The following is a 21,760-nucleotide window of genomic DNA, read 5'->3' as shown; positions in this document are numbered from 1 at the left end:
CCCCTTATCTCGAACCAACCCAACCCATACGACGCTTAAAAGCCCTGCGTTCGCTGAGAGGAATGTGTGTGCGTTGTAGGTCTTGAGCTAGTTTCTTGCGTCGCTGAGCATCTTTAACCCAAGGCAGGCTCTCTAGGCTTTTGCGTAAATCACTAATCAGGTTTTCCTGTTTAAGCAACCAGCGCACGTATGATTGGTCTAAATCAATAAGGGCAGTACCTTTATGCTTACCGAAGTTAATAACTTCCTGTGAATTAGTAGAAGTATTCATTAGCCTGCCTCCACTAAACGATGTTTTTCGATATAGCCTTTGATGAGGGCATTGAAGTTCTGATGGTCGATGTGGTTTGTGAAGTCGTTGTATGGATTGCCTAAGGCATCTGAAACGGTTACTTCGTCTAGGTTGGTTACGTCAACTGCGGTAAATTCGCTACCCGGTACGCCGTAGCTGTCTTCAAATGCTTCAACTTCAAAACGTGCAGTAACACGGAAACCATCTAAGCGAATAACAGCTTCGCCGTGGTTTTCACCAGTCATTTGCAATGCAAGGAGTTGATATTCGGATGGGGCAACGTTGGCAACTACAGGTTGAGCTGCTTGAGGTGCAGTTTTAAACCCACAGCTAAGCACGCCCATTGTTACAGTAGCTACAACAAGAGTTATCTTGATGCTATTGAAAGGGGATGAGGTTTTGTTCATAATTGATCTCGCAAGTTTGCAAAAGCACACATGATTTGACGGTCGGTGTGCTTTTTTAATGTTTGTGAGATAAAATATACCTGCGGGGTAAAATAAAGTAAATACCTGATAGGTAAAATAAGTAGAAATATTTTTACTATATTGGTAAATTAAGTTTTAATAGACAAAAGAAAACCCACTGCTGGGGTGGGTTGGATGGGTGAGGGGGTGCGTAAACACCCCCTCGGGTTTATGCAAACCAAAGTAAGATTGGAGTTAGCGTATAAAGATTAATCTTTATCTGTAACTTCAAACCCTTTTTAGTCTGCAACGTCAGAGAAAACATGGCATTTACCTTGTAATTCACTGGCGGGCGCCCACCAATATTTATATTGGTGTGTGTATTTGTATAGCGCCATGCCGGGCGCTTGCCCTGAAAGTGTGGCCACACCGTAGGGGCGTTTCAGCTCGAATGATTTACTAGTGCATCTCGCACCTGTTTAATCGCTAGGCATCCACCCAATACGCTAAACATGCGTTACTCTCACTCTCACCTTTAGCGGAGTATCAGTCCGCAATTCGAGATTGATGGTCTCGAATTCTTAAATCTTCACTCAAATGACTGCGCTGAGTTCGCAGTTTAAAAAATCATTGAAACCCAACAAAGGGTTACGACTACAAAGAGTAGCCCCAATTTTATATAGTCAAACTTATTCATCTTAGATTCTTCTTATCAACCTCAAGCCATGCTTAGGGTTTATTTATCAGAATATTTTCCTAAAAAGTCATCTATCCAACCTTGTGCAGTTTCAATATTAGTTAGGTCGGTTATCTTTAGATTAATGCCTTCCTCTTCGTTAAATCCCTCAATAATCGCTTCAAAGATGTTTACTTCACCAATGAACTCGCGTGCTATTTCAGCAGGATCATAGCTTTGTTTGGCTTTTTTGAGTGCTGCTATTTGTTTATCAATTCCTGCACCAATTTTTTCTAATGCCAGTTTAAATTCTTGACGATTAATTGTTAGCGCAGTTTTGGATTTATTAATTGTTGCGATCATTATGCTTTCCTTCTTCAAAGGCTTTTATTACACAAAAAGTTGAATTCGTTTAAATTTTTTATTCATCTCAATTTGGCTTTTAAAGAATTTATCTTTATCAATTGCTTCAATAAAATTGTTAAAGGTACTAGCTTCAAGAAGTCTATAAATAAACCTCTCACCAGTCCTAAGAACCACGGTCAACAAGAAGTGCTGATAAAGCACATAGCTGATATTGCGAGAATTTACTTCAATTCTTTGCATGTTTAGTATTTTGATTCCTTTTATTTATATTTTCCAAGTAATTTTAAACCCAAGCCTGGATGTGCTGGAGTTTGTTTTTATGGTTTTACGAGTGCTAATTCCAAACGACCAACAAAATTAATTTCATTTAATTGCTCGTTGGTAATAAATTCATCTGGGTAGCGAACTTTATCTGGATTATCACTTGCAAGCCTTACAGTTTTGCTGCCTGCATAACTAACAAAAATACGTTTCATTCTTAATTCATTACTATGTGTAAAAACATATACATTTCCATTCTTAAGCATATCCGGATCTTTATCGGATATATCTACAAAGAGTGGGCTATCTGGAGCGACTGTTGGCCACATGCTGTACTCAGAAGAGTAAATAATTCTTAAGTTTTCAGGTTTAGTTTGAATACCCATGATTTTTAAAATGTAGGGATCTATATCAAGATACTCACTTACATCTTCTAAAAAGTTCTCAATACCCGCACCACAAGATGCCTTGATATCTTTATAGATAGGAATTCTCACATTGGTGGATTTTGTGTCTCCACTTCTAAATTCAATTGGGGCAATTTTAATGCCGCTCGATTGAGTTTGATTTAATTCCATTTCATTAGATTCAAGCGAAAAAGCATTTGCCTGATCTAGATACCCCTTTGGTTTTCCAAAAGCATCCTCAATCTTTACTGCTGTTTCATCACCAATATTCTTTGTAGGATTTTTACCAATATATTGACTGATTAAGTTATAGGAAATACCGGTCTTTTCAGCAAAATCCGCACGACTCAATCCAGAATTCTTTAATAGATTTCTAGCATTCATTAAACGAATTTCATGAATTTGCATCAAGTCTGTCATACGAACCCCGCATTTAAAATTACTTGTTAAATTTACCTGATGGGTAGAAAAAATAAATACCCTGGTAGGTTGAATTAAATTTACCTTGCAGGTATATTTATATGTAATTTACCTGTTAGGTGTATTTAAATGCCCAACCTATATGAATTCTGGAAAGCTTTAAGCGAAACGGAAAAAAATCAATTTTGCCTGCGCGTCGGAGTGTCTTATGGATATATGGAGTCACATCTAATCCATGGGCGCAAAAAGCCTCGTATGGAAACCATTCAGGCAATAGTGGATGCGAGCAACAATAAGCTTTCACACAAGAAATTATTTGAATTTTTCTTAAAGAAGAATCCCTCAGTCGCATAACCAATTATTACTTAGTCGAAGCTTTATAGAAACGTGAAACAAATCAAGGATTTCACAAATGCAAGAAATAACACTAAGCCGTGAAGCTCAAACGGCAATTTTTAAAATGATTAACCAGACAAAGGGAATTTCACCAAAGGAAATTGCTCAGGTCACTGGTGATTCACATAACACCATTTGCAACTACGGCAACGTAGGGATGCCGAACCATTTACCGAGTTTGAAGAAGCTTGAAACCATCATGACGTACACGCAGAACCCTGAAATTTTAAAGGTGTGGGCGCATCAGATGGGTTATGCACTTGTGCCAGTGGATTGTGATGCCAGCAAACATCATGAGCTTTCAATCTTTGAAGCAATGATGCAACACAACATTAAGAGCGGAAAGGCAAACCGAGTTGTGTATGAGGCTTACGAGGATGGGGTGATTACACCAGCGGAATATGAAGAGATCCACCAGATTACCCAGGGCTTGATCGAGTTGATTACCGCCGTGGATCAGGCAGCACTTAAACAAATGCAGAAGTACACGGCAAATGCTCAAAAAGAAAAAGCCTGATCTTGGGGACCAGGCTTTTCATATTCATCAACTTTAGAGGTGTTAAATGAATAGTTCAAACTTAGCACAATTTTTAATCAAAAAAAAGCCTGAGTTTGACGTCAGGCTTTTAAAGATATCCAACCATGCGGAGTCAGATATGTATTTGAATCTAGCACATAAATTGGGCAAAAAAAAGCCTGATCTTGGGGATCAGGCTTTTTCAGCATTCATTACTCTAGGATGGAATAAATGAACAATCAAAATTTAGCACAAGATTTAACTAAAAAAAAGCCTGAGGCTCGACTCTCAGACTCTCTAGTTCAAAAACATTCTAGTGGAATTGAACATAGGTCTGAATCTAACACACCAAACAGGCAAAAAAAAACCCGAGAGTTGAGATCGGGCTTTAGTATTCAATTCAGAGGGTACATCTTAATGAATAATCCAACTTTATCACAACAAGCTATTGAAAACAATGTGAATACAGATTTCATCAAAGGTGACGTTGTTGTTTTAAGTGACCTAAATCTCTTGTCTGTAACTGAACTTCTGACGCTCCAAGACTTTGATGGGGAGTTTTGGACTACGGATCACTCTATAGGCCGTGTCTCAGAAAAAGTAATCCGTACTGCCACTACAGCAGAACTTCAAGCCAAGCGCCGTTTAACAGATGCCGAACAAGCCTTAGCGGAGGTTCCATGATTACCAACAAGGCTATTCAAAAGAAGCCTGAGCATAAGCAGATGATGCAGCTTCAATCATGGTACGAGCCAGCACTCCGCACATTAGAAGGATTGCTGGAGATCCGTAGAGCAAATCTACGCAAGGTCAATGGCGATGAAAAGAATGCTGCTGTCACGCGAGACGAGTTTATGGAAATGCTGATCAATGAACATCGTGTTTCTGTTTGGTATGCAGGTGAAATCATTTCAAGCCTGCATCGAGCAGGTCAGATTTTTATGTTTGGGCGATTCATTAAATCCATTGAAGAGGCGGGTGAAGAGTGAGTAATAAATTTATACCAAACTCATTCATGGTCGCTAATGCGTTTGTGGATGAAGCAATGAATAAGATCAGCGATGCATCTGTGAAGATCTATCTCCTGATCATTCGTAAAACACGTGGTTGGACTAAGGAGAGCGACGCGCTTTCTTTACGCCAGCTAGAAAGCCTATCTAGGAAAAGTCGCCCTACAGTCATTAAGTGCTTAACTGAGCTTGAAGAAGTTGGGCTGATCAAGAAGCACCATCAATCTAAATATGGAAATGTATTTTCGCCAGTAGATAACTACGACATCGGCAATATCATTAAATTTCCAGCTAAAAAAGTGCTAGTGAAGACTTTCATTTTGTTTAAAAAAGAGGTGGTTAAAAATTTTTACCACTTCGGATATGGAGAAAATACCGCTCAAAATGCAGTCGAATTTTACTTAAATCTTGGTAATCAGAAATCTGTACTGGTTAAAAATTTTTACCACCTTACTACTGTGGATAAATTTCTAATGTGGTCAATATTTTTAACCACCTTAAACACCAAGTGGTCAAATATTTTAACCACAGGTGGTAAAGAATTTTTACCGCAAGTGGTAAAGAATTTTAACCCACAAACTAACACTATCAAAAAACACTCTCAAAATAAAAAAGAGAGCTGGTTTGTTTTAAAAACTTTGAAAGATGAAATTGCTTTGGCAAATGATTCAATTCCTGTTGAGAAAATCACAGAGGCGACTTGGTTCACTCGAGAGCTTTCAGCATTCGAAAATTTCAACGAAGGTAAAGATCACAATCCGCAATTCTTGACCTACCTGTTTGCTGATTGGCTAATCCGTGCATATTTCAAATACGAAAAACAAGCTGCTGCAAAAACCATGGTGGATGGATCTACAGCGAATGGTTCTACGAATATCAAACGTGAACCGAAGCAGCTCACTGAAAAACAAATCTCAGCGTTCGCCCAGAAACTTGCACACCTACCTGAGTTTGCCAGCAAGCATAGCGCACCGGGTGACTCATACGAACAACTGGCATCACGAATCAAAATCAAACTGATGAACCCAGCACAAGCGAAGAAATGGGAACCATACCTCAAGCAAGTTGGGTTTACAGGCACGCTTATGGGGGCTACAGCATGATCACTGCAGCTGAACGTCGGATCTCAAGTAAACGAGCACGAAAGCTACGTAAGCGGCATGGTGTGAATGTGTACTGGTCAAAGCGACTAGAGTGCCTAGTTTGGGTGAGCGATGACAACATACTCCATTGCTGAATACAAAAAGATGCTCGGAGCGAATAAGCCCAAAAGAGGATCGAAGCGCCCAAAGGTTAAAGGTGAAAAGGTACAGAGTGAGGGTGAGGTGATATTGGCCACTGCACTGAGAGCTTTAAAGATTGATTTTGAGCAGGAGTTTAAGTTTCTCCCTACACGTAAATGGAGAGCAGATTTTCATTTGAAGGGCAAAAAGATATTGGTCGAAGTGGAAGGTGGGATCTGGAGTAATGGTAGACACACAAGAGCCAAGGGGTACTTAGGAGACTTAGAGAAATACAACGAAGCAACAATGATGGGTTATCAGGTAATACGGTTTAGCACCGAGCAAGTGAAAAGCGGCAAAGCGATTGAGCAAATAGAGAAGATGGTAGGGGATTTGGGATGACGGCAGCAGTAACGATTATGCAAGTAGTAGATTGGACACGTTTTGATTTAGAGGGGTGGTTATATCAATTTGGTGCTTGGATGAATACCGTATCTGGTACATGCGGGAAAAGTATCAATCCAATCGCTGTGGCTATGGATAGTGCTGTGAAAGCTCAAAAATATAAGAAGCTGACTAAAGAGCAACAACAGCAAATTATTGTGGATTACTTAATAGGTGACTTTGAACCACCAAAAGCTAGACGTAGTAAGTTGGTCTGTCAGATTGATGATAATGAAGCCCGCGCCGTGCAACGTTTGGTTTTAGATATGCAGGGACAATCAGAAGTCTTAGATGATTGGTTAGATGCCATCATCTGCCGTTATTTTTATAATAATTCATGGGCTGAAATGAAAAACTCAACCCGTACCGAAATGGATGCCAAATTTGATGTTAAGTGTGGATTGGCTGCTTTGCATGTTCGGTATGGGTTTATAAATTATGTGCACTAGGTGAAATTTACAGGGCTAGTTTCTTATTTGAAGCTCACATAGCTATCAGGGTTCACTAACTTCATTATGTAGTTTTGTTTAGTATTTAAACTGAGGCCACTTTCATATTTTAAATTTGATGTGTGAATGGCAATTAGACATTTTTGGGTACCACAAAGGATAATCTTAGCTTTTGCTGGATAAGAAATAGTCAGCTTTTTATCTTTAATCCAATTAGAAATGAGATCATCATTGATAATAAGTTGACTATATCCAGTGCTGTTAAACATTTTTTCAGCTTCTTTTTGAGCATCTTTTCCTATGCTAATGACGTAAAATGTAAATGTGAAAAACAATAAATAAAAGCCAACTAAGTAGGCGTAGTAGATGCCACCACTTTGTACAACCTTATCAATTTTTTCACTGTTCTCAAGGACATCAAAATTGTGTATTTTTTCTGAAGTATCAATAGCATCTTTAACAGCAGGTTTTATGAAAGTAAGTATATTGCGACCAATACTAATCCAGAAATGACCTAAAACAGATAAAGGTTTTTGCATTCTGCTATTAACGATAGTATTGAAGATAGATAGCAATAATTGCCAAAATTTCATTAAAAACTTTTTGAAGAATAAGTTGAAAACAAAGAGAAAGATGAAAGTGAAAAAAACAAATATGAATTTGACCATCACTTCATATAAATTATTTTGGTAGACAGTATGTACCAAAGTAGCAATCAAAAGAATAAGAAAGCCCACCACTAGTCCAGACATACCACTTACCCATCCATACATTAGATAGTCTTGTATAGATATCCCCAGTGAAACATGGTTGAATCCGTAGTAGCTAATCAAACCATCATAGTAAAAGAATCCGCAGACAAATAAGTAAATAGTAAATATTGTTGTAAAAACGGCTATATCAAAGCTGAAGTTAAATTTCATATGTTTGTTTCTTGGATTGTATTTTTATTCTTTAAAAGTCTCATTCAAAGCCTGTTGAACGGCATCTACACGTGTTTTACAGGCTTTGTATGCAACCATAGACTCTTCAACGATTTTCATTAAATTGTCGATGTCTGGATCTTCCTGTGATTCCAATAGTTCAGCATTATTCTTAAGGACTTCATATCCTTCCTTGAAAGAGAGCTCTTTTTTACTCATTACCAATTACCTTCGTTACATTTGCTTGAATGGTGCCATCCTGTAATTCGACCTGGATGCTATTACCTGAAATCTGTTGAATAGAGCGAATTGCTTTTCCTTCACTACGAACAATTCCGTAGCCTTTAGCCATCACGTTTCTTGGATTCTGAATTAAGGTTTCACGCAGCAATGATTCGACTTGATTCGTTGCCAGTTTGATCTGTTGCTGGGCTAAGTAATGTAGGGTGCTTCGCATCAAATCTACGCTCTTATTTGCTTCATTGATCTGACCATGCGCAAGCGTCTTAATCACTCTCATGTATTGATCATTTTGGCTTTGGTACGCCGTGATTTGATGTTGAGATAAGAGCTTGATGGTCTGAAATGCATCTAAGACGTCCTGAGTCCGTTCAGCAATTAGATTACGAATTCCACCAATTACCTTACTTGGAGTATCAAATGAACGGTTTGCAACTTCATCCAATATAGTACGGTCTTTCTCGTGACCAATGCCAACCCAAATTGGCACAGTTCGTTTGGCCAACAATGCTGCCAGTTCATAATCATTTAAATAGGCAAGGTCGTTCACGGCACCACCACCACGGATAATCACGATGAGATCAGGCGGGGTATTGAAATTAGTAGCCCATTGTCTCAGACCATTACTTAAAGAGGTGATGATACTCTGTGCTGCTGTGTTCCCTTGGAATGTGGCTGAATAGTATTTGAAATGACATACGCCAGCTTTTTCCAAAGCATCAGCATCTTTTTTGAAGTCACCTAGACCTGCAGCATTTTCAGGAGCAATTACCAGGACATTCTGAATATCAAAAGGAATAGGGATGAGCTTATTTTTATTTAACAGACCTTCAGTGGTTAGTCTTTCTAAAATTTGTTGATATCGCCGTGCAATGTCTCCAAGCGTATAGCTTGAATCAATATCTTCAACATTCACTGAAAAGCCATACTGTGGATCAAACTTGGCTCTGACTTTTACCAGGACATTTAAATCTTTTGAAAGCTCTACACCGCTTTCCCTTTCAAACTTAAGCACCATTTTCTGAGCTGTAAATTTCCAGATGGTCCCTTTGCAACTTGCTATAACTTTGTCGGTACTTTCATCCTTTTCAGCTAACTCAAGATAGTAATGCCCACCCTTAATACTAAGATTGCGGATCTCAGCTTTAACCCATACAGGTTCATTGAAAGTAATTTGAATTACTTCCTTTACTGTGGATAGATAATCACTAAGGGAAAACTGAGGTTCAGACATTAGGTCAATTATTTTAAGTGCTTAGATGAATAGTATTAAAGCAAAGTTAGAAGTGCAAATTGAGAATATGCTAACTTGACCTTGATCAAGGTATATGGCATATTTCTGCTAGAGTGGACGAAGTTATAGAAATTCACTTAATTACCGTAAAAAGCTCATCATTTGATGGGCTTTTTTTGTTTTTAAATTTTGCCTTACTTTTCCAAGAAATTGGATAGCTCTGTCCAATCGCTAAAGTCCTTGTTTGCGAGTTGTACTGGTTCATCCTCAATATTTTGTATTGTTAAATTACGAGCCCACAATCTTTCTTTTCTTGACGCAATTTCAATAAGCTCCAATAACACTGACCATAAATTGATCACGACTTTTCGATTTGGCAGTATCCCTCTATGAATTAGATTATTACGAGCAATTCGAATGTGACTAAGTTCGCCATGGCATTTCTTTGTAATAATTCTAGCCAATCTTAAAAGGTTATGCTTAGCAAAAATTTGATCCTTTTCAATACAACTTTTAATTTTAGGAAAACTTTGATACTTTCTTACCCAGCGCGAATAGCTATTTATATTATTAAGATAAATATTCTCCCATAAATAAACTGTGAGCTGTTCTACAACTATCCATAGATAAGTAAGAGCATCAAAATTTTTATGATGAAATAATGATGTATAGCCATTTAAAAATAATAATGAGGAAAATTCGGGTATTTTTTTGATTACTTCATTGCCCTCAGAAAACGCATCTTGTAAAAATTGTAGATTAATTCTCCTTGGATGTATTAATACAGAGCGGTCTGACAAAGAGGCCCAGTTCAATCTTAGAGAAGAGTGAAGGTTAGGAATATAAGAGAAAAGTTGTGATTTTTCATGCAAACAACCAACAGTAAGATCATTTAGGCGAAGCGCTTCCGTATGAATTCCTCCCAATAATAGACTACATAGGATTTCATTCAGCTTTGCAATTCCCTGATACCTTGAAGTCAGATCTTTATAGGCTGGAATAGCAATAGTTCCATCACAACTTATTAGTGCATTCATTTTTATGTCACCCCCCAAGGGAAGTAATCCGACAACTTTTGCTAATTGACTACCGTCATATGAATTATTATTAATTTCATCTAAAGAAAAATTTACTGGATTCCCGGTATCAATATCTATTATTAAGTAAGGTGTTAAGTGCGCCATCCATGCATGGTTATATGAAGGTATACTAGAGATAGGTACAACATAGTCTGGTGGAGCTTCAGCTTGTTCAATCCAATCACCTTGATACCAAACTGATGAATCTGATGGCTTTTCTTTAACGGTTGTTGTAAGTGTTTTTGGTATATTTCTATTATCTGCTGTTAGAGGGTCGTAGTCATCTTCAAATGCATAAATTTGACCTGTTTCTGAATCTTGATAGTGTTTCATAAGTAGTTTATTTTTTCCTTTGTATTATTTATGAGTTACATTGATTTATCAAAAAAATCAAGTAGCTAAGCAATTGGTAGCAATGTGATATAGAGTGAGAATAATAAGGATTAGAATTTTGCGGTGCTGAGCTGTCTAAGTACCAAAACTTAAGTCGTTCTGGTTTGACTCGTGATGAGCTGTTGGCGATGGCTAAAATATTGGTTAACTAAAGTTTTTTCAGAAGTATATTGAGCGAATGATGTGGTGGTATAATCTGTAAATCTTTTACTTATCAACGAGATCAAAATTGAATGCAGTTGTTGTAAACACAAAAAAAGAACTCAAAGTTGCTATAAAAAATTCTGCTGAGGAAATTGATCTGCAAGGCAAGATCCTTAAGCAATATAAAGCATTTAAGTTATTGAAGAAGTATGGCTTACCAACAGCAAGCATTGGAGCTATATCACTTTTTCTACTTAAATCAGGTAAAGGTATTAATCCAGATATTTTTCTGAGAAATGCGGCAGATCAAGGTGATAAGATTGATCCAAAATTAATTATTGATGCCTTAATGGTAATAACACCTGTGATTTTAATGTTAATACCAATAATGTACGCATTATCAAAAGATTATGAAGAGATTGAGTATGATTTAAAAAATGGAAAAGCAAAATTTAAGAAAAAGTCAAAATAAATAAAAAGCCACCTCCGGGTGGTTTTTTTAATGGGTGCCGTATATGAACGCAGATGACTACTTCTGGAAAACCAAAAAGCGCCCACCTAAAACCAAACCACGCTCTAAACCTTTGCCAAAAGCCAAAGAAGCATACTTAGAAGCAGAAGAAAAATTTGAACATGCTTTAGGTGTGCTAGGCATCAAATATGAAAAGAAATTCCAATTTAAATCTACCAAGCACTGGCGTTTTGATTTCCATTTAATTGAACATCGAATCTTAGTTGAGATTTCAGGCGGTCCTTGGTCTGGTGGTCGTGGTGGGAAACTGGCAAATAAGGCTTGGAGCCTAGACCGATACGATGTCGCTGCCGAGATGGGATATACCGTTGTTCGTATTGAGTCAGCCAATCGATACAAGATTGATGAGGTTGGACCATTACAGATTGAATCCAATTTCGCATCACAATGGCTGAAAAACTTAAAGAGACAGATATTCAATGGAACGGATCAGACCATTCCCACCGACGGATCTCATTGATCAGGCTGAGGAAGAAGAAGCAATTCGCCTTGCGCCCGCCGTGGATTTGAAGGATTGGGTGATTAAAAACTTTCTAACCATTGGTGGCCAGCTCCACAATCCAGATCATGACCATATTGCCGAGCTACTACACGACGATGAAACCTTTATAGAATTTGCTTGGGCATCATCTGCATGCCAGTCAAAAAAGCGCATGGTATTAGGCCAATGTGAAAAAGTGATGTTCAATCAAGGTGGGTGGAAGAAAGCCCGCCAAGAACAGCAGATGCGAGACTGGTTTGGTTGTGTACCTGTCTATCTCATCACCATAGACGCTTCATTCTGTGAACAAGCTTCAGATCATGACTTCTGTGCTCTGATCGAGCATGAGCTTTATCACATTGGCGTAGAACGTGATCAAGATGATGAGATTATCTATAGCGACAATACTGGCTTACCAAAGCATTACTTAGCTGGCCATGACGTCGAAGAGTTCTACGGTGTGGTCAAACGTTGGGGTGCAAGCGACAGTGTTAAACGCTTAGTCGAAATCACAAAGAATGCGCCGTTTGTATCTGATTTTAATGTGTCTGCGTGTTGTGGGAACTGTGTAATAGGTTAGTTTCAAAATTTTTTTGCCCACTTTCCTTGATGTACCTTGATGGATGGTGAGTTATGGCAAGGCTTAAAAAAGCAGAAAAAGTCTTTATTGTTCGGTCACTTGCACAGTTTATGACACCTACTGAGGTGGTAGTGGCCATCAAGGAAAACTTCAAGATAGATGTTTCCCCGCAACAGGTGGAATCATATGACCCAACAAAGACTGCAGGTGCGGATCTATCTCAAGAGTTAGTGGATTTATTCCATGAAGCACGGAAGAAATATATTGATCAGCCGATCTACAACATCATAGGTGCAAACGACATTATTCAATTGCAAATCTTGAGTGACCTCTTGGTTTCTAAGAAAGGCAATGTAGTGATGTCGATTAAGTTGATTGATCAGATTCAGAAGATCGTGAAAGGCCACTACGAGCGTAAGTTAGAAATTACTGGCAAAGATGGTGGGGCGATTAAAACTGAAACAGAGCACAGCCAGCGCCCCGCTATGTATACCCCTGAGCAGCTTGCTGAGATGTCCGCGCAAGAGCTATCTCGCTTAGCAATTAATGGCAAATTATGAGTTACGCAATTGAAGAAATAGCGCCCCTCATTAAAGAGTGGACGATTAACACACGTTTGCCTGAAGTCATTGCTGAGATGACCAGACGTTACTATTACCGAGCAGTAATTGAGCAAAGCGAACTCAGCATTCAGGCTGAGATCTACAAGTGTAAGAATGATCCAGCACATTGGTTCAACCATTGGGTGTGGACCTACGATCCAAGGGGGATGCCTTTTGGATTACCGGCAAATATTCCGTTTGTACTGCGCCCTGGTCAAGTTGAATTAGTCGACTGGTTACTTGAGCGTGAAAGCACTCAAACTCATGGCTTGATTGAAAAGAGTCGTGACGAGGGGATGAGTTATGTTGTGCTGGGCTTCTACTTACATAGATGGCTATTTGTCGAGGGCTTTGCTGGTGGTGTGGGTAGTCGTAAAGAGGATCTCGTTGATAAGAAGGGTGATCCTAAAACGCTGCTGCATAAGTTCCGAGATATGTTCTCAAAACTTCCTGATTGGATGAAGCCGAAAAGTTTTGTCGAAAAGGTCCACGACAACTACATGCGTATTATCAATCCTGATAATGGTGCGACCGTTACGGGCGAGGCTGGAGACAACATTGGCCGTGGTGGACGTACCACTATGTACTTTCTTGATGAATGGGCATTCGTAGAGCGTCAAGAAGCTGTAGATGCAGCTATATCGCAGAACACAAACGTTCATATCAAGGGATCAACGCCAAACGGTATTGGTGACAAGTTTCACCAAGATCGCTTCAGTGGACGTTACGCTGTGTTTACGATGGCGTGGCGGGACAACCCAGATAAAAACTGGACTGTCTCACTCCATGGGAAGTTGATTCATCCGTGGTATGAAAAGCAAGTTGCGACGCTTGACGACATTGTATTAGCCCAAGAGGTTGATATTGATTACGCCGCTTCAGTTGAAGGTGTATTGATTCCATCAGCATGGGTTGAGGCTGCTATAGATTCGCATATAAAACTCGAGATTCAGCCATCAGGTGAGCGTAATGGTGCACTTGATGTGGCGGATGAGGGTAAGGATAAGAACTCCTTTGCCTCGCGTCACGGCATTGTTCTGCAGTATTTGGATACATGGTCAGGCATTGGCGATGACATCTTTGGAACAACCCAGAAAGCGATCGATATTTGCTTAGAGCAAAAACTGAATTTGTTCTTTTACGATGCAGATGGCTTGGGAGCTGGTGTTCGTGGTGATGCTCGAGTCATTAATGAGCAGAACAGCGAAAATGGAATTGATGAGATCCAAGCAGATCCATTCAGGGGCTCGGGCGCAGTTCATAACCCAGAGCTTGAGATGGTAGAGGCTCGGAAGAATATCGATTTCTTCGCAAATCTAAAGGCTCAAATGTGGTGGAGTTTGCGCATGCGCTTCCAGAACACTTACAGGGCACTACAAGGCATGCAATACGATCCTGACGCACTTATCTCACTATCGACTGAAGATTTGGATAAGCGCGAACTAGAGCAACTTAAGCGTGAGTTATCACAGCCGACCTACAGTAAAAACGGTGCTGGCAAAATCCTCGTAAATAAGCAACCTGATGGTGCCTTATCACCTAACCGGGCTGATAGCGTCATGATCTGTTTTAGTGACATCAAACCACCTGCACGATTAAGACCAGGAGGGGGAGGTTCACGAAGTTTCTAAAAGGTTTTTAAGATGGCAAAGAAGTCAGAAAGTAAGAAAACAAAGCCTAAATCAGCCGGCTTGATGACAGAGGTTGCAGTTGAGAACCTTGCATTCACTTTGGGGCGTAAAGCCGATATTGACGAAGTACTTCGTCAGGCTGGGCTAACCCGACAACGATTATCAGTCCTTATGGTGGATGATGAAATTGCACAGGCCATGGAGACACGTCTTGATGCAGTTCTCAATGCGCCGTGGCGATTTGTTGAAGATCATGGTGAGCAAACGGTCTTCCTAAAGGATTTATTCTCTCGCTGGCATGCAGAGATCGTCTCAGGTGCATGGGAAGCTTGCCCATACGGTTATTCGGTTATGGAGGCTAACTACGAACTTACCAGTGATAGTAAATTCACCTTAAATGAGATTGTAGTTAAACCTCTAGAGTGGTTTGAGCCTAAGAATGATGGACGCTTAATTTACCGACAAAATGCTACAGAAGTTGATGTAAATACTAAATATCCACTTAAGTTCTTTTTGACACGCCGTAAACCTACATTCAAGCAGCCTTATGGTGATCCATTATTGTCAAAGCTTTATTGGCTATGGTTCTTCCGTACCAATACAACAAAGTTCTGGGTCAAGTTCTTAGAACGTTTTGGTACACCAATTTTATTAGGGAAAGTTGGGGGTAAGGATCGTAAACAGGATGATATTGATGCGATGACCGCGGCCCTACTGAATGCTCATGCACAATCTGTTATGTCTATTGGCGCAGAGGATTCTGTAGAAACTATTGGTGGAAGTTCTTCCAATGGTGGCAGTACAGCATTTGAAGCCTTTGATAATGTTTTAACTCGCCGTATTCAAAAGGTGGTCTTAGGCCAAACGCTCACAAGTGGGACTGATGGTGTTGGAAGTCGAGCTTTGGGTGAAGTGCATAACGATGTTCGCTTAGATAAGCGTAATTCAGACCTACGCATGATCACACCTACGATTCAAGAACTCATAGATGCGATTGTCTGCTTAATAACTTTGAAAAGCACACGATTGTTTTAGGCGGTGAGCAGGATCTCAAAGTCGCAGTTGTTGACCGTGATATTAAGCTTAAAACATTAGGTGTTGAGTTTAATGATCAGTATGTAATTGAGACGTATGGTCTTAAGGCTGAACACTTTAAGATGAGTACTAGCGCTGCCGTCCCTAACACTCAATTTAATGCACTACCTCATCAAGCATTCAGCTTTAAGGCATCTGTACAAAAGCAGTCACCTGAACAGCAAGAGGTGGATGAGCTGACTGATGGTCAGGATGATTTTGAGCTATTGAATCAGGATCAAATTAAGCAACTGGTGGCTGAATCGACAGATCCTCAAGACCTAGCAAGCAACTTAATGCAACTCATCCCCATGGCATCCAAGGCTCAATTCAAAGCTAATTTAGATCAGGCTTTGTATGCCGGGGATGTTTTGGGGTATGTGACAGCACAGGGCGGAAAGTAACTTATGCAACCAGTCACGTTTCTTGAAGCGCTGCAGTATGCGCATAGTAAGAAAGTGGTGCTGCCTGATGAGTTCTACTCAATGGATCTTAAGACACGGCAGATGGCGACCACGGTTAGCTTCTTATCTAGTCTTGAGCAAGCTGAGTCGGTGATTAAGTCACTCAACAAAACCTTAGCATCAGGTGGCACCTTTAACGATTTTCAGAAGCTTATAGCTGAATCGGAAATTGTTTTACCTAAGCATTACCTGGACAATGTATTTCGCACCAATATCCAAAGTGCCTATGGTCATGGACGTTGGCAGCAACAGCAACGGAATAAAGACAAACGTCAGTATCTAATGTATTCGGCTATCAATGACTCACGTGTGCGTCCTGCACATTTAGCATTGAATCGAATTGTATTACCGATTGATCATCCGTTTTGGCTAACGCATTACCCTCCATTGGGTTTCCGCTGTCGTTGTACTGTTATCGCCCTTAAAGAGAAACAGGCGCTTAAATACGGCATCACACCTGATGATAAGTTGCCTGAGGTTGCCGAGGCTTTGGATTGGAGTTCACATCCTTTGCAATTTGGAGAGTTTGAGGCATTGGTGGATCAGAAGATTTCCAAGTCATTACTTGATAAGGAGTATCTACTGGAGCAGAAAGAGGAAATTAAGGCTGAATGGACTGCATCTAGAAAGCTCACCAGTCTTTTAGCTCCAATGGATGAAAAATCGAGAGATCTATTCAACACGGTGGCCAATACAGTTATTCCTTTAGATCCATCCATTAGGCCCAGTGCGATTAAGACTTTCTTGGACTATGTGCAGGGCAATGATGCTGCAATCACGAACTACCTAAATGCGTCTGTGAGCTCGAAAGCGGACGATGTTTTAAAACAGTGGCTCAGACAGGACATGCAAGCCTTAAACGCCGTGGCGAGTAATTCAGCTGCAATCGTGACAGGTGGCGTGACCTTGCAGCATGTAGTCGCTTATGAAGTTGGGCAAACGATTCAATTTAATTCGCCGTTGCTGTTAGCGGAGAATGCTTCCGATGTGGTGTTGCAAATTGAGAATGCTAAAGGGCTAGGCATTGATCTAAACGAGTTGAATGCCGGTCATGGCATATTAATGCCAATGGGTTTGTCATTTGAAGTGGTTTCGATTGAGACGCTGAATGGCAAGATGATTTACACACTTAAAGCATTGGTGAATTAATGTCAGAAAAATGTGAATCGTGTCGACGTGGTTTAAATGGTCGAAATGGAAATGGTTATTCGCCATGCGGCTGCGGGAAAAGAGTGGTTGTGATTGGTAGCCCATCAAGAGTGAATAATCTTGTTCGTGCTATGTGTTGCATCCTATCGCGACCACCTAAGAAACCATGATTAAAAATTAACTGAAGCCGTCTAAAGGGCGGTTTTTTTATGGAGCATGAAAAATGCCAGATGAAGTTAAAAATCATCTCATGCATCAATTTACGGCTGTAAATGTACCCATTAGTGTCAATGATGATGGGGAAAAGAAGCGCCGTACATTTGATGCTGAGGTGTATAGCGGTGGTCGCATTGACAACCATTACTACTGGGGGCGTTCAGGTGTAGTAATTGATCTTCAAGGGCTGCAGTTAAAGTCAAAGATTGGCTTAGTTGAAGAGCATTTTGGTGGGAAACGGGTAGGTGTAGCAACCTCCTATGATGTTAGCACCAAATTTCGAGCTAAAGGCCACTTTCTAAGTAATCCCAAAGCTAAAGAGATTGTTCAAGACATTGATGAAGAGTACCCATTTCAAATGTCATGGTGGGCTGATCCTGAAAGCATTGAAGAAATTGGACCAGGGAAAACTATTGAAGTAAATGGTCAGACATTTACAGGACCAGTGCACATTTTTCGAAATGTCAGGGTGCATGAAATCACTATTTGTGGGGTGGGTGCGGATACTCAAACCACTATCGAAGCCTTCTCAGGTAAACCACAAACCCAACCAGAGGACACAGACGTGACCGAATTAGAAAAGGCGCAAGCCCGTATTCAAGAGCTTGAGACTAAAAACTCTGAGCTTGAAACCCAAAACAAGCAGTTTGCTGCAGCAAAGCGTGAAGCAGAAATTACTGCTTTAGGTAAAGATCTGGGCAAAGAATTTAGTGCTGAAGATATTACCGAAATGAAAGCACTAGATGATTCTGCATTTGCATTTTCAGCTAAACAACTTCGTCAATTCTCTGCAGGTACTCAGCCACCAGCAGATCAACAACAGCAGCAACAAATTCCATCACACTTTCAGCATTTGTTTACTCACCAAGCTACAGGTGGTCAGGGTGGGCAAGGGCAAGGCGGTAATCAAGGTTCAGCACTAGATCAGGCTTTCAGTAAATTCGCAGCCTCTCAGGAGCAAAAATAATGGGAACAATTACTCAAACGATCACATCAGAACAATTGGTCGTTGGAAATGGTGTACGCACTGAAAATGCAAAGGTCACCACCAATACAGCTTATAAGCGAGGAGATTTGCTTAACATCGACGCAGCTAACGTGGCTGGTCATCCAGAAGTGGCGGGTGGCGTAATTGGTGATTGGAATGCTATCGCTGTCGCTGATTTCACAGCGGAGCAAGCAACCTACCATGCAGCGAATGACCTAGAAATGCCGATCTATGTACAAGGTCCTTTTGATGTGGCTGTGGTTACTGTCAATGGCGTGAAGCTAACAGCAGGTCAGATGGATGCTGTTCGTGCACAAGGTTTAAACAACAAAATTGAACTACGTAAAGTAGTGGGGAATTAAGACATGGGTCAAATTTTTACTTTTCAGGAAGCACCTGTAGAGCTCCTAGATGTACCACAGTTGGTGTTACTAACAGATACCACACAGAAGGTAGATACCTGGTTAATCGATCGCTTTTTTCCGCAACGTGTGTCATATAACAAAAATGTGGTGCCAGTTGGAGAATTGAATACAGCCACTCCGCTTGCTCCATTTGTAACCCCGAATGCTGGTGCTCGACCAATTAAAGTTGAAGAGTCTGGTCACGTACAATTCGTTAAGCCAGCGTATTTAAAGCCAATGATGACAGTAACACCTGCAGATGTTCAAAATGCAGCATTAGTTACTCAATTGCGTAAACATGGTGTTATTGCAACTGGTTCAAACCGTCTAAGCGATGCTGATCTTCTTTTGATTGACCAAGCGCAAAAGGCTCTATATCTGCGTCAGTCTATTGATAACCGAAAACTTCTAATCGCACGTGATGTCTTGTTATATGGCAAGACCACATTTGCTTCGGCTGATTTTCCGAAATATGAAGTGGACTACCGTCGTAACTCTGCTTGTAATTTCTCTCCATTAATCAAATGGGGGCAATCGGGTGCAAAAGTGCTAGATGATATGCAGGCGATGATTGATCTATCTATTGAACATGGCGGTTCATCGCCAAATATGATCTTAACAAGTTCAAAAGTCTTCAACGCAATGAAACAAGATGCAGCGTTTGTGGCTAAATTTGTTGCCCCTTATGCAGGTATTAGCGTGCCATTAACACCGACTTTTGATCATAAAGATAAACCTCAGTTCCGTGGTGTGGTGGACAATATTGAAATCTGGACATATGACGTAAAGCACAACATGGATGGTGCAGCAGGTCGCTTTATTCCAGAAGACTTCTTTGGCTTGATTAATGATGCTAATGGTTGGATCGCGCACTGTGCTATTCAAAACCTAGAGGCATTTGGGCAAGCCTTGGAATTCTTCTTAACCCAAGACCAGAAAAAGAACCCGTCTAGCATTGAGCTGTTAGCTGAATCATCACCACTCGCAATCCCTAACAACAAGAACGGTCTTGTTGGTGGTCGCGGGTTTGTATAAGGAAAACCACATGCCAAAGTACATCGCAAAACAGTCCCTCGGCCACTACCGACCAGGGCAAGAAGTTAAAGGGCTTGAAGAAAAACATCTTCAGGCCCTTTTAGCATCTGGAGCTATTGAAGAAGAAAAAGCACCAGAACAACCTAAGGCTGATGGCACTGCCGCCCAGCTTGCAAGCCTTACTTCAGAAGTTGCAGAGCTGAAAGCAAATGAGGCAATCCTTATTGAGGGTAAGAATAAAGCTGATGCAGAAGTGGCAGAGCTTCAAAAGAAAGTTGAAGGCTTGGAAAAATCACTAGCCACAACTGAAGCTGCTTTAAAGAAAGCCACCGCCGAAGCCAAGAAAGCTACTACCGATAAGTAAGGTGACCCATGTACGCGACTGAAGCAAATCTAGTTGCGCGGTTTGGTGGTGAGATTGATGAATTGAAGTTGATGCATGCAAGTGCATCAACTGCTGTTCAGGATGCCTTACAAGACGCATCAGAAGAAATTAATGGGTACATCGGTGGTCGCTATCCTTTACCTCTGCCAAATGTGCCCAGTAATTTAGAGCGAATGGCGTGTGATATTGCACGTTATCGGCTTTATTTCCAGCAACCCACTGAAGAAGTGCGTAAGCGTTATGAGGATGCAGTCAGCTTTTTAAAGCTGGTTGCAACTAATAAAGCACATTTGCAAATTCAGAATGTGGAAACTAGCCAAATCGTGGATGACCAACCCAAAAATAAACCATCTACAGCACCAATAGGCACGACTTATACAGGTGGTGTCTTTGGTGATGATGTCCTTGGAAAGATGCCTAGCATTAAGTGAGGTGATTATGGCCTTTGCTATTTCAATTCAAACAGATAGCTCACCAATAGAAGCGATTCTTAAGAAGCTTGGTGATTTTGATACTTATAAAGATGATTTATATGTGGAAATTGGTGGGTATGGTGTTTCTTCAACTCAAGAGCGTTTTTTTAACCAACACAATGTAGATGGCAATCCATGGAAGCAATCATGGAGAGCAAAACTACAGAATGGTCAGACTGGTCGTAATAATGGCGATTTAATGAATGAGCTGCATTTTAACTTGCGTCCAAACGGTATTGAGTGGGGATCAAACAAAACGTATGCCCATGTCTTTCACTTTGGAGCGCATATCACTCCTAAAAATGGCCAGTACATTACCTTTGCTGTTGGTGGTCAATATCGGAAGGTGAAAGAGGTAAACATCCCCTCAAGAACTTTTCTAGGTATTAACACAGAGGATGAGCAATCAATACTAAACATTATAGGAGCTTTTATTGATGAGCACATTCTTCGCAGTACGTGACGAGATAGTCGAGAAATTAAAGGAAATTCCTGATTTTCTTAAGATCTACACCCCTTTAAATTCAGTACAAATCTCAGAAATGTCACAGGTGGTGCCATCCGTACATGTCAACTTTGCACGTGTTGTTAAGCAAGCTGAAGTGGGAAGAGGGGCATTAAATAAACTAGGTCAGCAATGGGCTGTGACTGTGGCGTGTCGTAATGCAAAGTCGCAACTTAACGATGGACGTGCTGTAAGTGATGAAGTCGGATTGTTGACTGAAAAAGTGATCCAGCTTTTATCAGGATGGGAGCCTGACTCATCAACTAGCGAATTAAGATTTGTCTCGATTAGCGATGGGTATAGTGCAGCATTCGCCTATGTGACGATCATCTTTGAATCTGAAAAATTCATTTAGGAACC

Annotated in this window: 30 protein-coding genes and 1 pseudogene; 22 read left to right on the top strand and 9 right to left on the bottom strand. The window is 40.5% G+C overall.

Annotated elements, in window-relative coordinates:
* Positions 1-4: 4 nt before the first annotated feature.
* From PTT44_RS01710 to PTT44_RS01690, 5 genes are all read right to left on the bottom strand, one after another.
* A complete protein-coding gene (locus tag PTT44_RS01710) occupies positions 5-271 on the bottom strand; it encodes a putative quorum-sensing-regulated virulence factor (protein WP_168159680.1) in 267 nt (88 codons plus the stop codon).
* Positions 271-636: a hypothetical protein gene (locus PTT44_RS01705; RefSeq protein WP_252726150.1), complete on the bottom strand. Its 366-nt coding sequence runs from the start codon at positions 634-636 to the stop codon at positions 271-273. Before PTT44_RS01705 ends, PTT44_RS01710 begins: the two co-directional genes overlap by 1 nt.
* A gap of 799 nt (positions 637-1,435) precedes the next feature.
* The gene (locus tag PTT44_RS01700; protein ID WP_168159678.1) at positions 1,436-1,738 is read right to left on the bottom strand and encodes a hypothetical protein; all 303 of its coding nucleotides are present in this window, start codon (positions 1,736-1,738) and stop codon (positions 1,436-1,438) included.
* Between the two features lie 27 nt (positions 1,739-1,765).
* Complete coding sequence (locus tag PTT44_RS01695) at positions 1,766-1,981, bottom strand: KTSC domain-containing protein (protein ID WP_168159677.1); 216 nt, start codon at positions 1,979-1,981, stop codon at positions 1,766-1,768.
* A gap of 77 nt (positions 1,982-2,058) precedes the next feature.
* Complete coding sequence (locus PTT44_RS01690; protein ID WP_168159676.1) at positions 2,059-2,829, bottom strand: LexA family transcriptional regulator; 771 nt, start codon at positions 2,827-2,829, stop codon at positions 2,059-2,061.
* 129 nt (positions 2,830-2,958) lie between these two features.
* Between PTT44_RS01690 and PTT44_RS01685 the strand changes: the two genes are divergently transcribed.
* The 8 genes from PTT44_RS01685 to PTT44_RS01650 all read left to right on the top strand — a co-directional run bounded on the left by PTT44_RS01685 (position 2,959) and on the right by PTT44_RS01650 (position 6,868).
* On the top strand, positions 2,959-3,183 hold the full coding sequence (locus tag PTT44_RS01685) for an XRE family transcriptional regulator (protein ID WP_151769306.1): 225 nt from the start codon (positions 2,959-2,961) through the stop codon (positions 3,181-3,183).
* Positions 3,184-3,241: 58 nt separating this feature from the next.
* On the top strand, positions 3,242-3,742 hold the full coding sequence (locus PTT44_RS01680; RefSeq protein WP_168159675.1) for a phage regulatory CII family protein: 501 nt from the start codon (positions 3,242-3,244) through the stop codon (positions 3,740-3,742).
* Positions 3,743-3,788: 46 nt separating this feature from the next.
* Complete coding sequence (locus PTT44_RS01675; protein WP_168159674.1) at positions 3,789-3,977, top strand: hypothetical protein; 189 nt, start codon at positions 3,789-3,791, stop codon at positions 3,975-3,977.
* Between the two features lie 182 nt (positions 3,978-4,159).
* Complete coding sequence (locus PTT44_RS01670) at positions 4,160-4,426, top strand: hypothetical protein (RefSeq protein WP_168159673.1); 267 nt, start codon at positions 4,160-4,162, stop codon at positions 4,424-4,426.
* Complete coding sequence (locus tag PTT44_RS01665; RefSeq protein ID WP_168159672.1) at positions 4,423-4,731, top strand: hypothetical protein; 309 nt, start codon at positions 4,423-4,425, stop codon at positions 4,729-4,731. Before PTT44_RS01670 ends, PTT44_RS01665 begins: the two co-directional genes overlap by 4 nt.
* Positions 4,732-4,757: 26 nt before the next feature.
* Positions 4,758-5,855 carry a replication protein gene (locus PTT44_RS01660; RefSeq protein WP_168159712.1) on the top strand — a complete coding sequence of 366 codons (1,098 nt, stop codon included), beginning with the start codon at positions 4,758-4,760 and terminating at the stop codon, positions 5,853-5,855.
* Between the two features lie 111 nt (positions 5,856-5,966).
* Positions 5,967-6,377 (top strand): DUF559 domain-containing protein, encoded by a 411-nt coding sequence (locus tag PTT44_RS01655; RefSeq protein WP_168159671.1) that lies wholly within the window; start codon positions 5,967-5,969, stop codon positions 6,375-6,377.
* A complete protein-coding gene (locus PTT44_RS01650; protein WP_168159670.1) occupies positions 6,374-6,868 on the top strand; it encodes a hypothetical protein in 495 nt (164 codons plus the stop codon). The genes PTT44_RS01655 and PTT44_RS01650 overlap by 4 nt, the downstream gene beginning before the upstream one ends.
* A gap of 23 nt (positions 6,869-6,891) precedes the next feature.
* On the opposite strand, the gene PTT44_RS01645 is transcribed toward PTT44_RS01650, so the two are convergent.
* The 4 genes from PTT44_RS01645 to PTT44_RS01630 form a co-directional block, all read right to left on the bottom strand.
* Positions 6,892-7,791, bottom strand: coding sequence for a hypothetical protein (locus PTT44_RS01645; protein WP_168159669.1), 900 nt, complete (start codon positions 7,789-7,791; stop codon positions 6,892-6,894).
* A gap of 24 nt (positions 7,792-7,815) precedes the next feature.
* Positions 7,816-8,010 carry an exodeoxyribonuclease VII small subunit gene (xseB, locus tag PTT44_RS01640; protein ID WP_168159668.1) on the bottom strand — a complete coding sequence of 65 codons (195 nt, stop codon included), beginning with the start codon at positions 8,008-8,010 and terminating at the stop codon, positions 7,816-7,818.
* Entirely contained in the window at positions 8,003-9,265 is a 1,263-nt protein-coding gene (xseA, locus tag PTT44_RS01635) for an exodeoxyribonuclease VII large subunit (RefSeq protein ID WP_273795521.1), read from the bottom strand. The genes xseB and xseA overlap by 8 nt, the downstream gene beginning before the upstream one ends.
* Before the next feature lie 194 nt (positions 9,266-9,459).
* Positions 9,460-10,677, bottom strand: a complete 1,218-nt coding sequence (locus PTT44_RS01630) for a hypothetical protein (RefSeq protein ID WP_168159666.1) — start codon at positions 10,675-10,677, stop codon at positions 9,460-9,462.
* 289 nt (positions 10,678-10,966) lie between these two features.
* On the opposite strand from PTT44_RS01630, the gene PTT44_RS01625 reads away from it, so the two are divergent.
* The 14 genes and pseudogenes from PTT44_RS01625 (at position 10,967) to PTT44_RS01560 (ending at position 21,755) form a co-directional block, all read left to right on the top strand.
* Positions 10,967-11,353: a hypothetical protein gene (locus PTT44_RS01625; protein ID WP_168159665.1), complete on the top strand. Its 387-nt coding sequence runs from the start codon at positions 10,967-10,969 to the stop codon at positions 11,351-11,353.
* A gap of 43 nt (positions 11,354-11,396) precedes the next feature.
* Positions 11,397-11,873, top strand: a complete 477-nt coding sequence (locus PTT44_RS01620; RefSeq protein ID WP_168159664.1) for a hypothetical protein — start codon at positions 11,397-11,399, stop codon at positions 11,871-11,873.
* Entirely contained in the window at positions 11,833-12,474 is a 642-nt protein-coding gene (locus PTT44_RS01615; RefSeq protein ID WP_168159663.1) for a putative metallopeptidase, read from the top strand. Before PTT44_RS01620 ends, PTT44_RS01615 begins: the two co-directional genes overlap by 41 nt.
* A 53-nt stretch (positions 12,475-12,527) precedes the next feature.
* The gene (locus tag PTT44_RS01610) at positions 12,528-13,034 is read left to right on the top strand and encodes a DUF2280 domain-containing protein (RefSeq protein WP_168159662.1); all 507 of its coding nucleotides are present in this window, start codon (positions 12,528-12,530) and stop codon (positions 13,032-13,034) included.
* Positions 13,031-14,707, top strand: coding sequence for a terminase (locus tag PTT44_RS01605; RefSeq protein ID WP_168159661.1), 1,677 nt, complete (start codon positions 13,031-13,033; stop codon positions 14,705-14,707). Before PTT44_RS01610 ends, PTT44_RS01605 begins: the two co-directional genes overlap by 4 nt.
* A 12-nt stretch (positions 14,708-14,719) precedes the next feature.
* A pseudogene (locus PTT44_RS01600) lies at positions 14,720-16,185 on the top strand (phage portal protein family protein).
* Positions 16,186-16,188: 3 nt separating this feature from the next.
* Positions 16,189-17,394 (top strand): phage head morphogenesis protein, encoded by a 1,206-nt coding sequence (locus tag PTT44_RS01595; RefSeq protein WP_168159659.1) that lies wholly within the window; start codon positions 16,189-16,191, stop codon positions 17,392-17,394.
* A gap of 223 nt (positions 17,395-17,617) precedes the next feature.
* Complete coding sequence (locus PTT44_RS01590; protein ID WP_168159658.1) at positions 17,618-18,577, top strand: hypothetical protein; 960 nt, start codon at positions 17,618-17,620, stop codon at positions 18,575-18,577.
* Positions 18,577-18,960, top strand: a complete 384-nt coding sequence (locus tag PTT44_RS01585; protein WP_216076770.1) for a hypothetical protein — start codon at positions 18,577-18,579, stop codon at positions 18,958-18,960. The genes PTT44_RS01590 and PTT44_RS01585 overlap by 1 nt, the downstream gene beginning before the upstream one ends.
* Positions 18,961-18,963: 3 nt before the next feature.
* Positions 18,964-20,037, top strand: a complete 1,074-nt coding sequence (locus PTT44_RS01580) for a major capsid protein (RefSeq protein WP_273795520.1) — start codon at positions 18,964-18,966, stop codon at positions 20,035-20,037.
* Between the two features lie 10 nt (positions 20,038-20,047).
* On the top strand, positions 20,048-20,401 hold the full coding sequence (locus PTT44_RS01575) for a hypothetical protein (RefSeq protein ID WP_168159656.1): 354 nt from the start codon (positions 20,048-20,050) through the stop codon (positions 20,399-20,401).
* Between the two features lie 8 nt (positions 20,402-20,409).
* Positions 20,410-20,853 (top strand): gp436 family protein, encoded by a 444-nt coding sequence (locus PTT44_RS01570; protein WP_058869392.1) that lies wholly within the window; start codon positions 20,410-20,412, stop codon positions 20,851-20,853.
* Between the two features lie 7 nt (positions 20,854-20,860).
* Positions 20,861-21,358, top strand: a complete 498-nt coding sequence (locus PTT44_RS01565) for a phage virion morphogenesis protein (RefSeq protein WP_168159655.1) — start codon at positions 20,861-20,863, stop codon at positions 21,356-21,358.
* The gene (locus PTT44_RS01560) at positions 21,333-21,755 is read left to right on the top strand and encodes a phage tail terminator protein (RefSeq protein WP_120401647.1); all 423 of its coding nucleotides are present in this window, start codon (positions 21,333-21,335) and stop codon (positions 21,753-21,755) included. Before PTT44_RS01565 ends, PTT44_RS01560 begins: the two co-directional genes overlap by 26 nt.
* The last annotated feature ends 5 nt before the right edge of the window (positions 21,756-21,760 follow it).

Origin of the sequence: Acinetobacter sp. Gutcm_16, assembly GCF_028649355.1 — a bacterium.
In the GTDB taxonomy this organism is placed as follows: domain Bacteria; phylum Pseudomonadota; class Gammaproteobacteria; order Pseudomonadales; family Moraxellaceae; genus Acinetobacter; species Acinetobacter johnsonii.
Note: the sequence above shows the minus strand (reverse complement) of the source record. Positions and strands in the feature narration are given on the sequence as shown.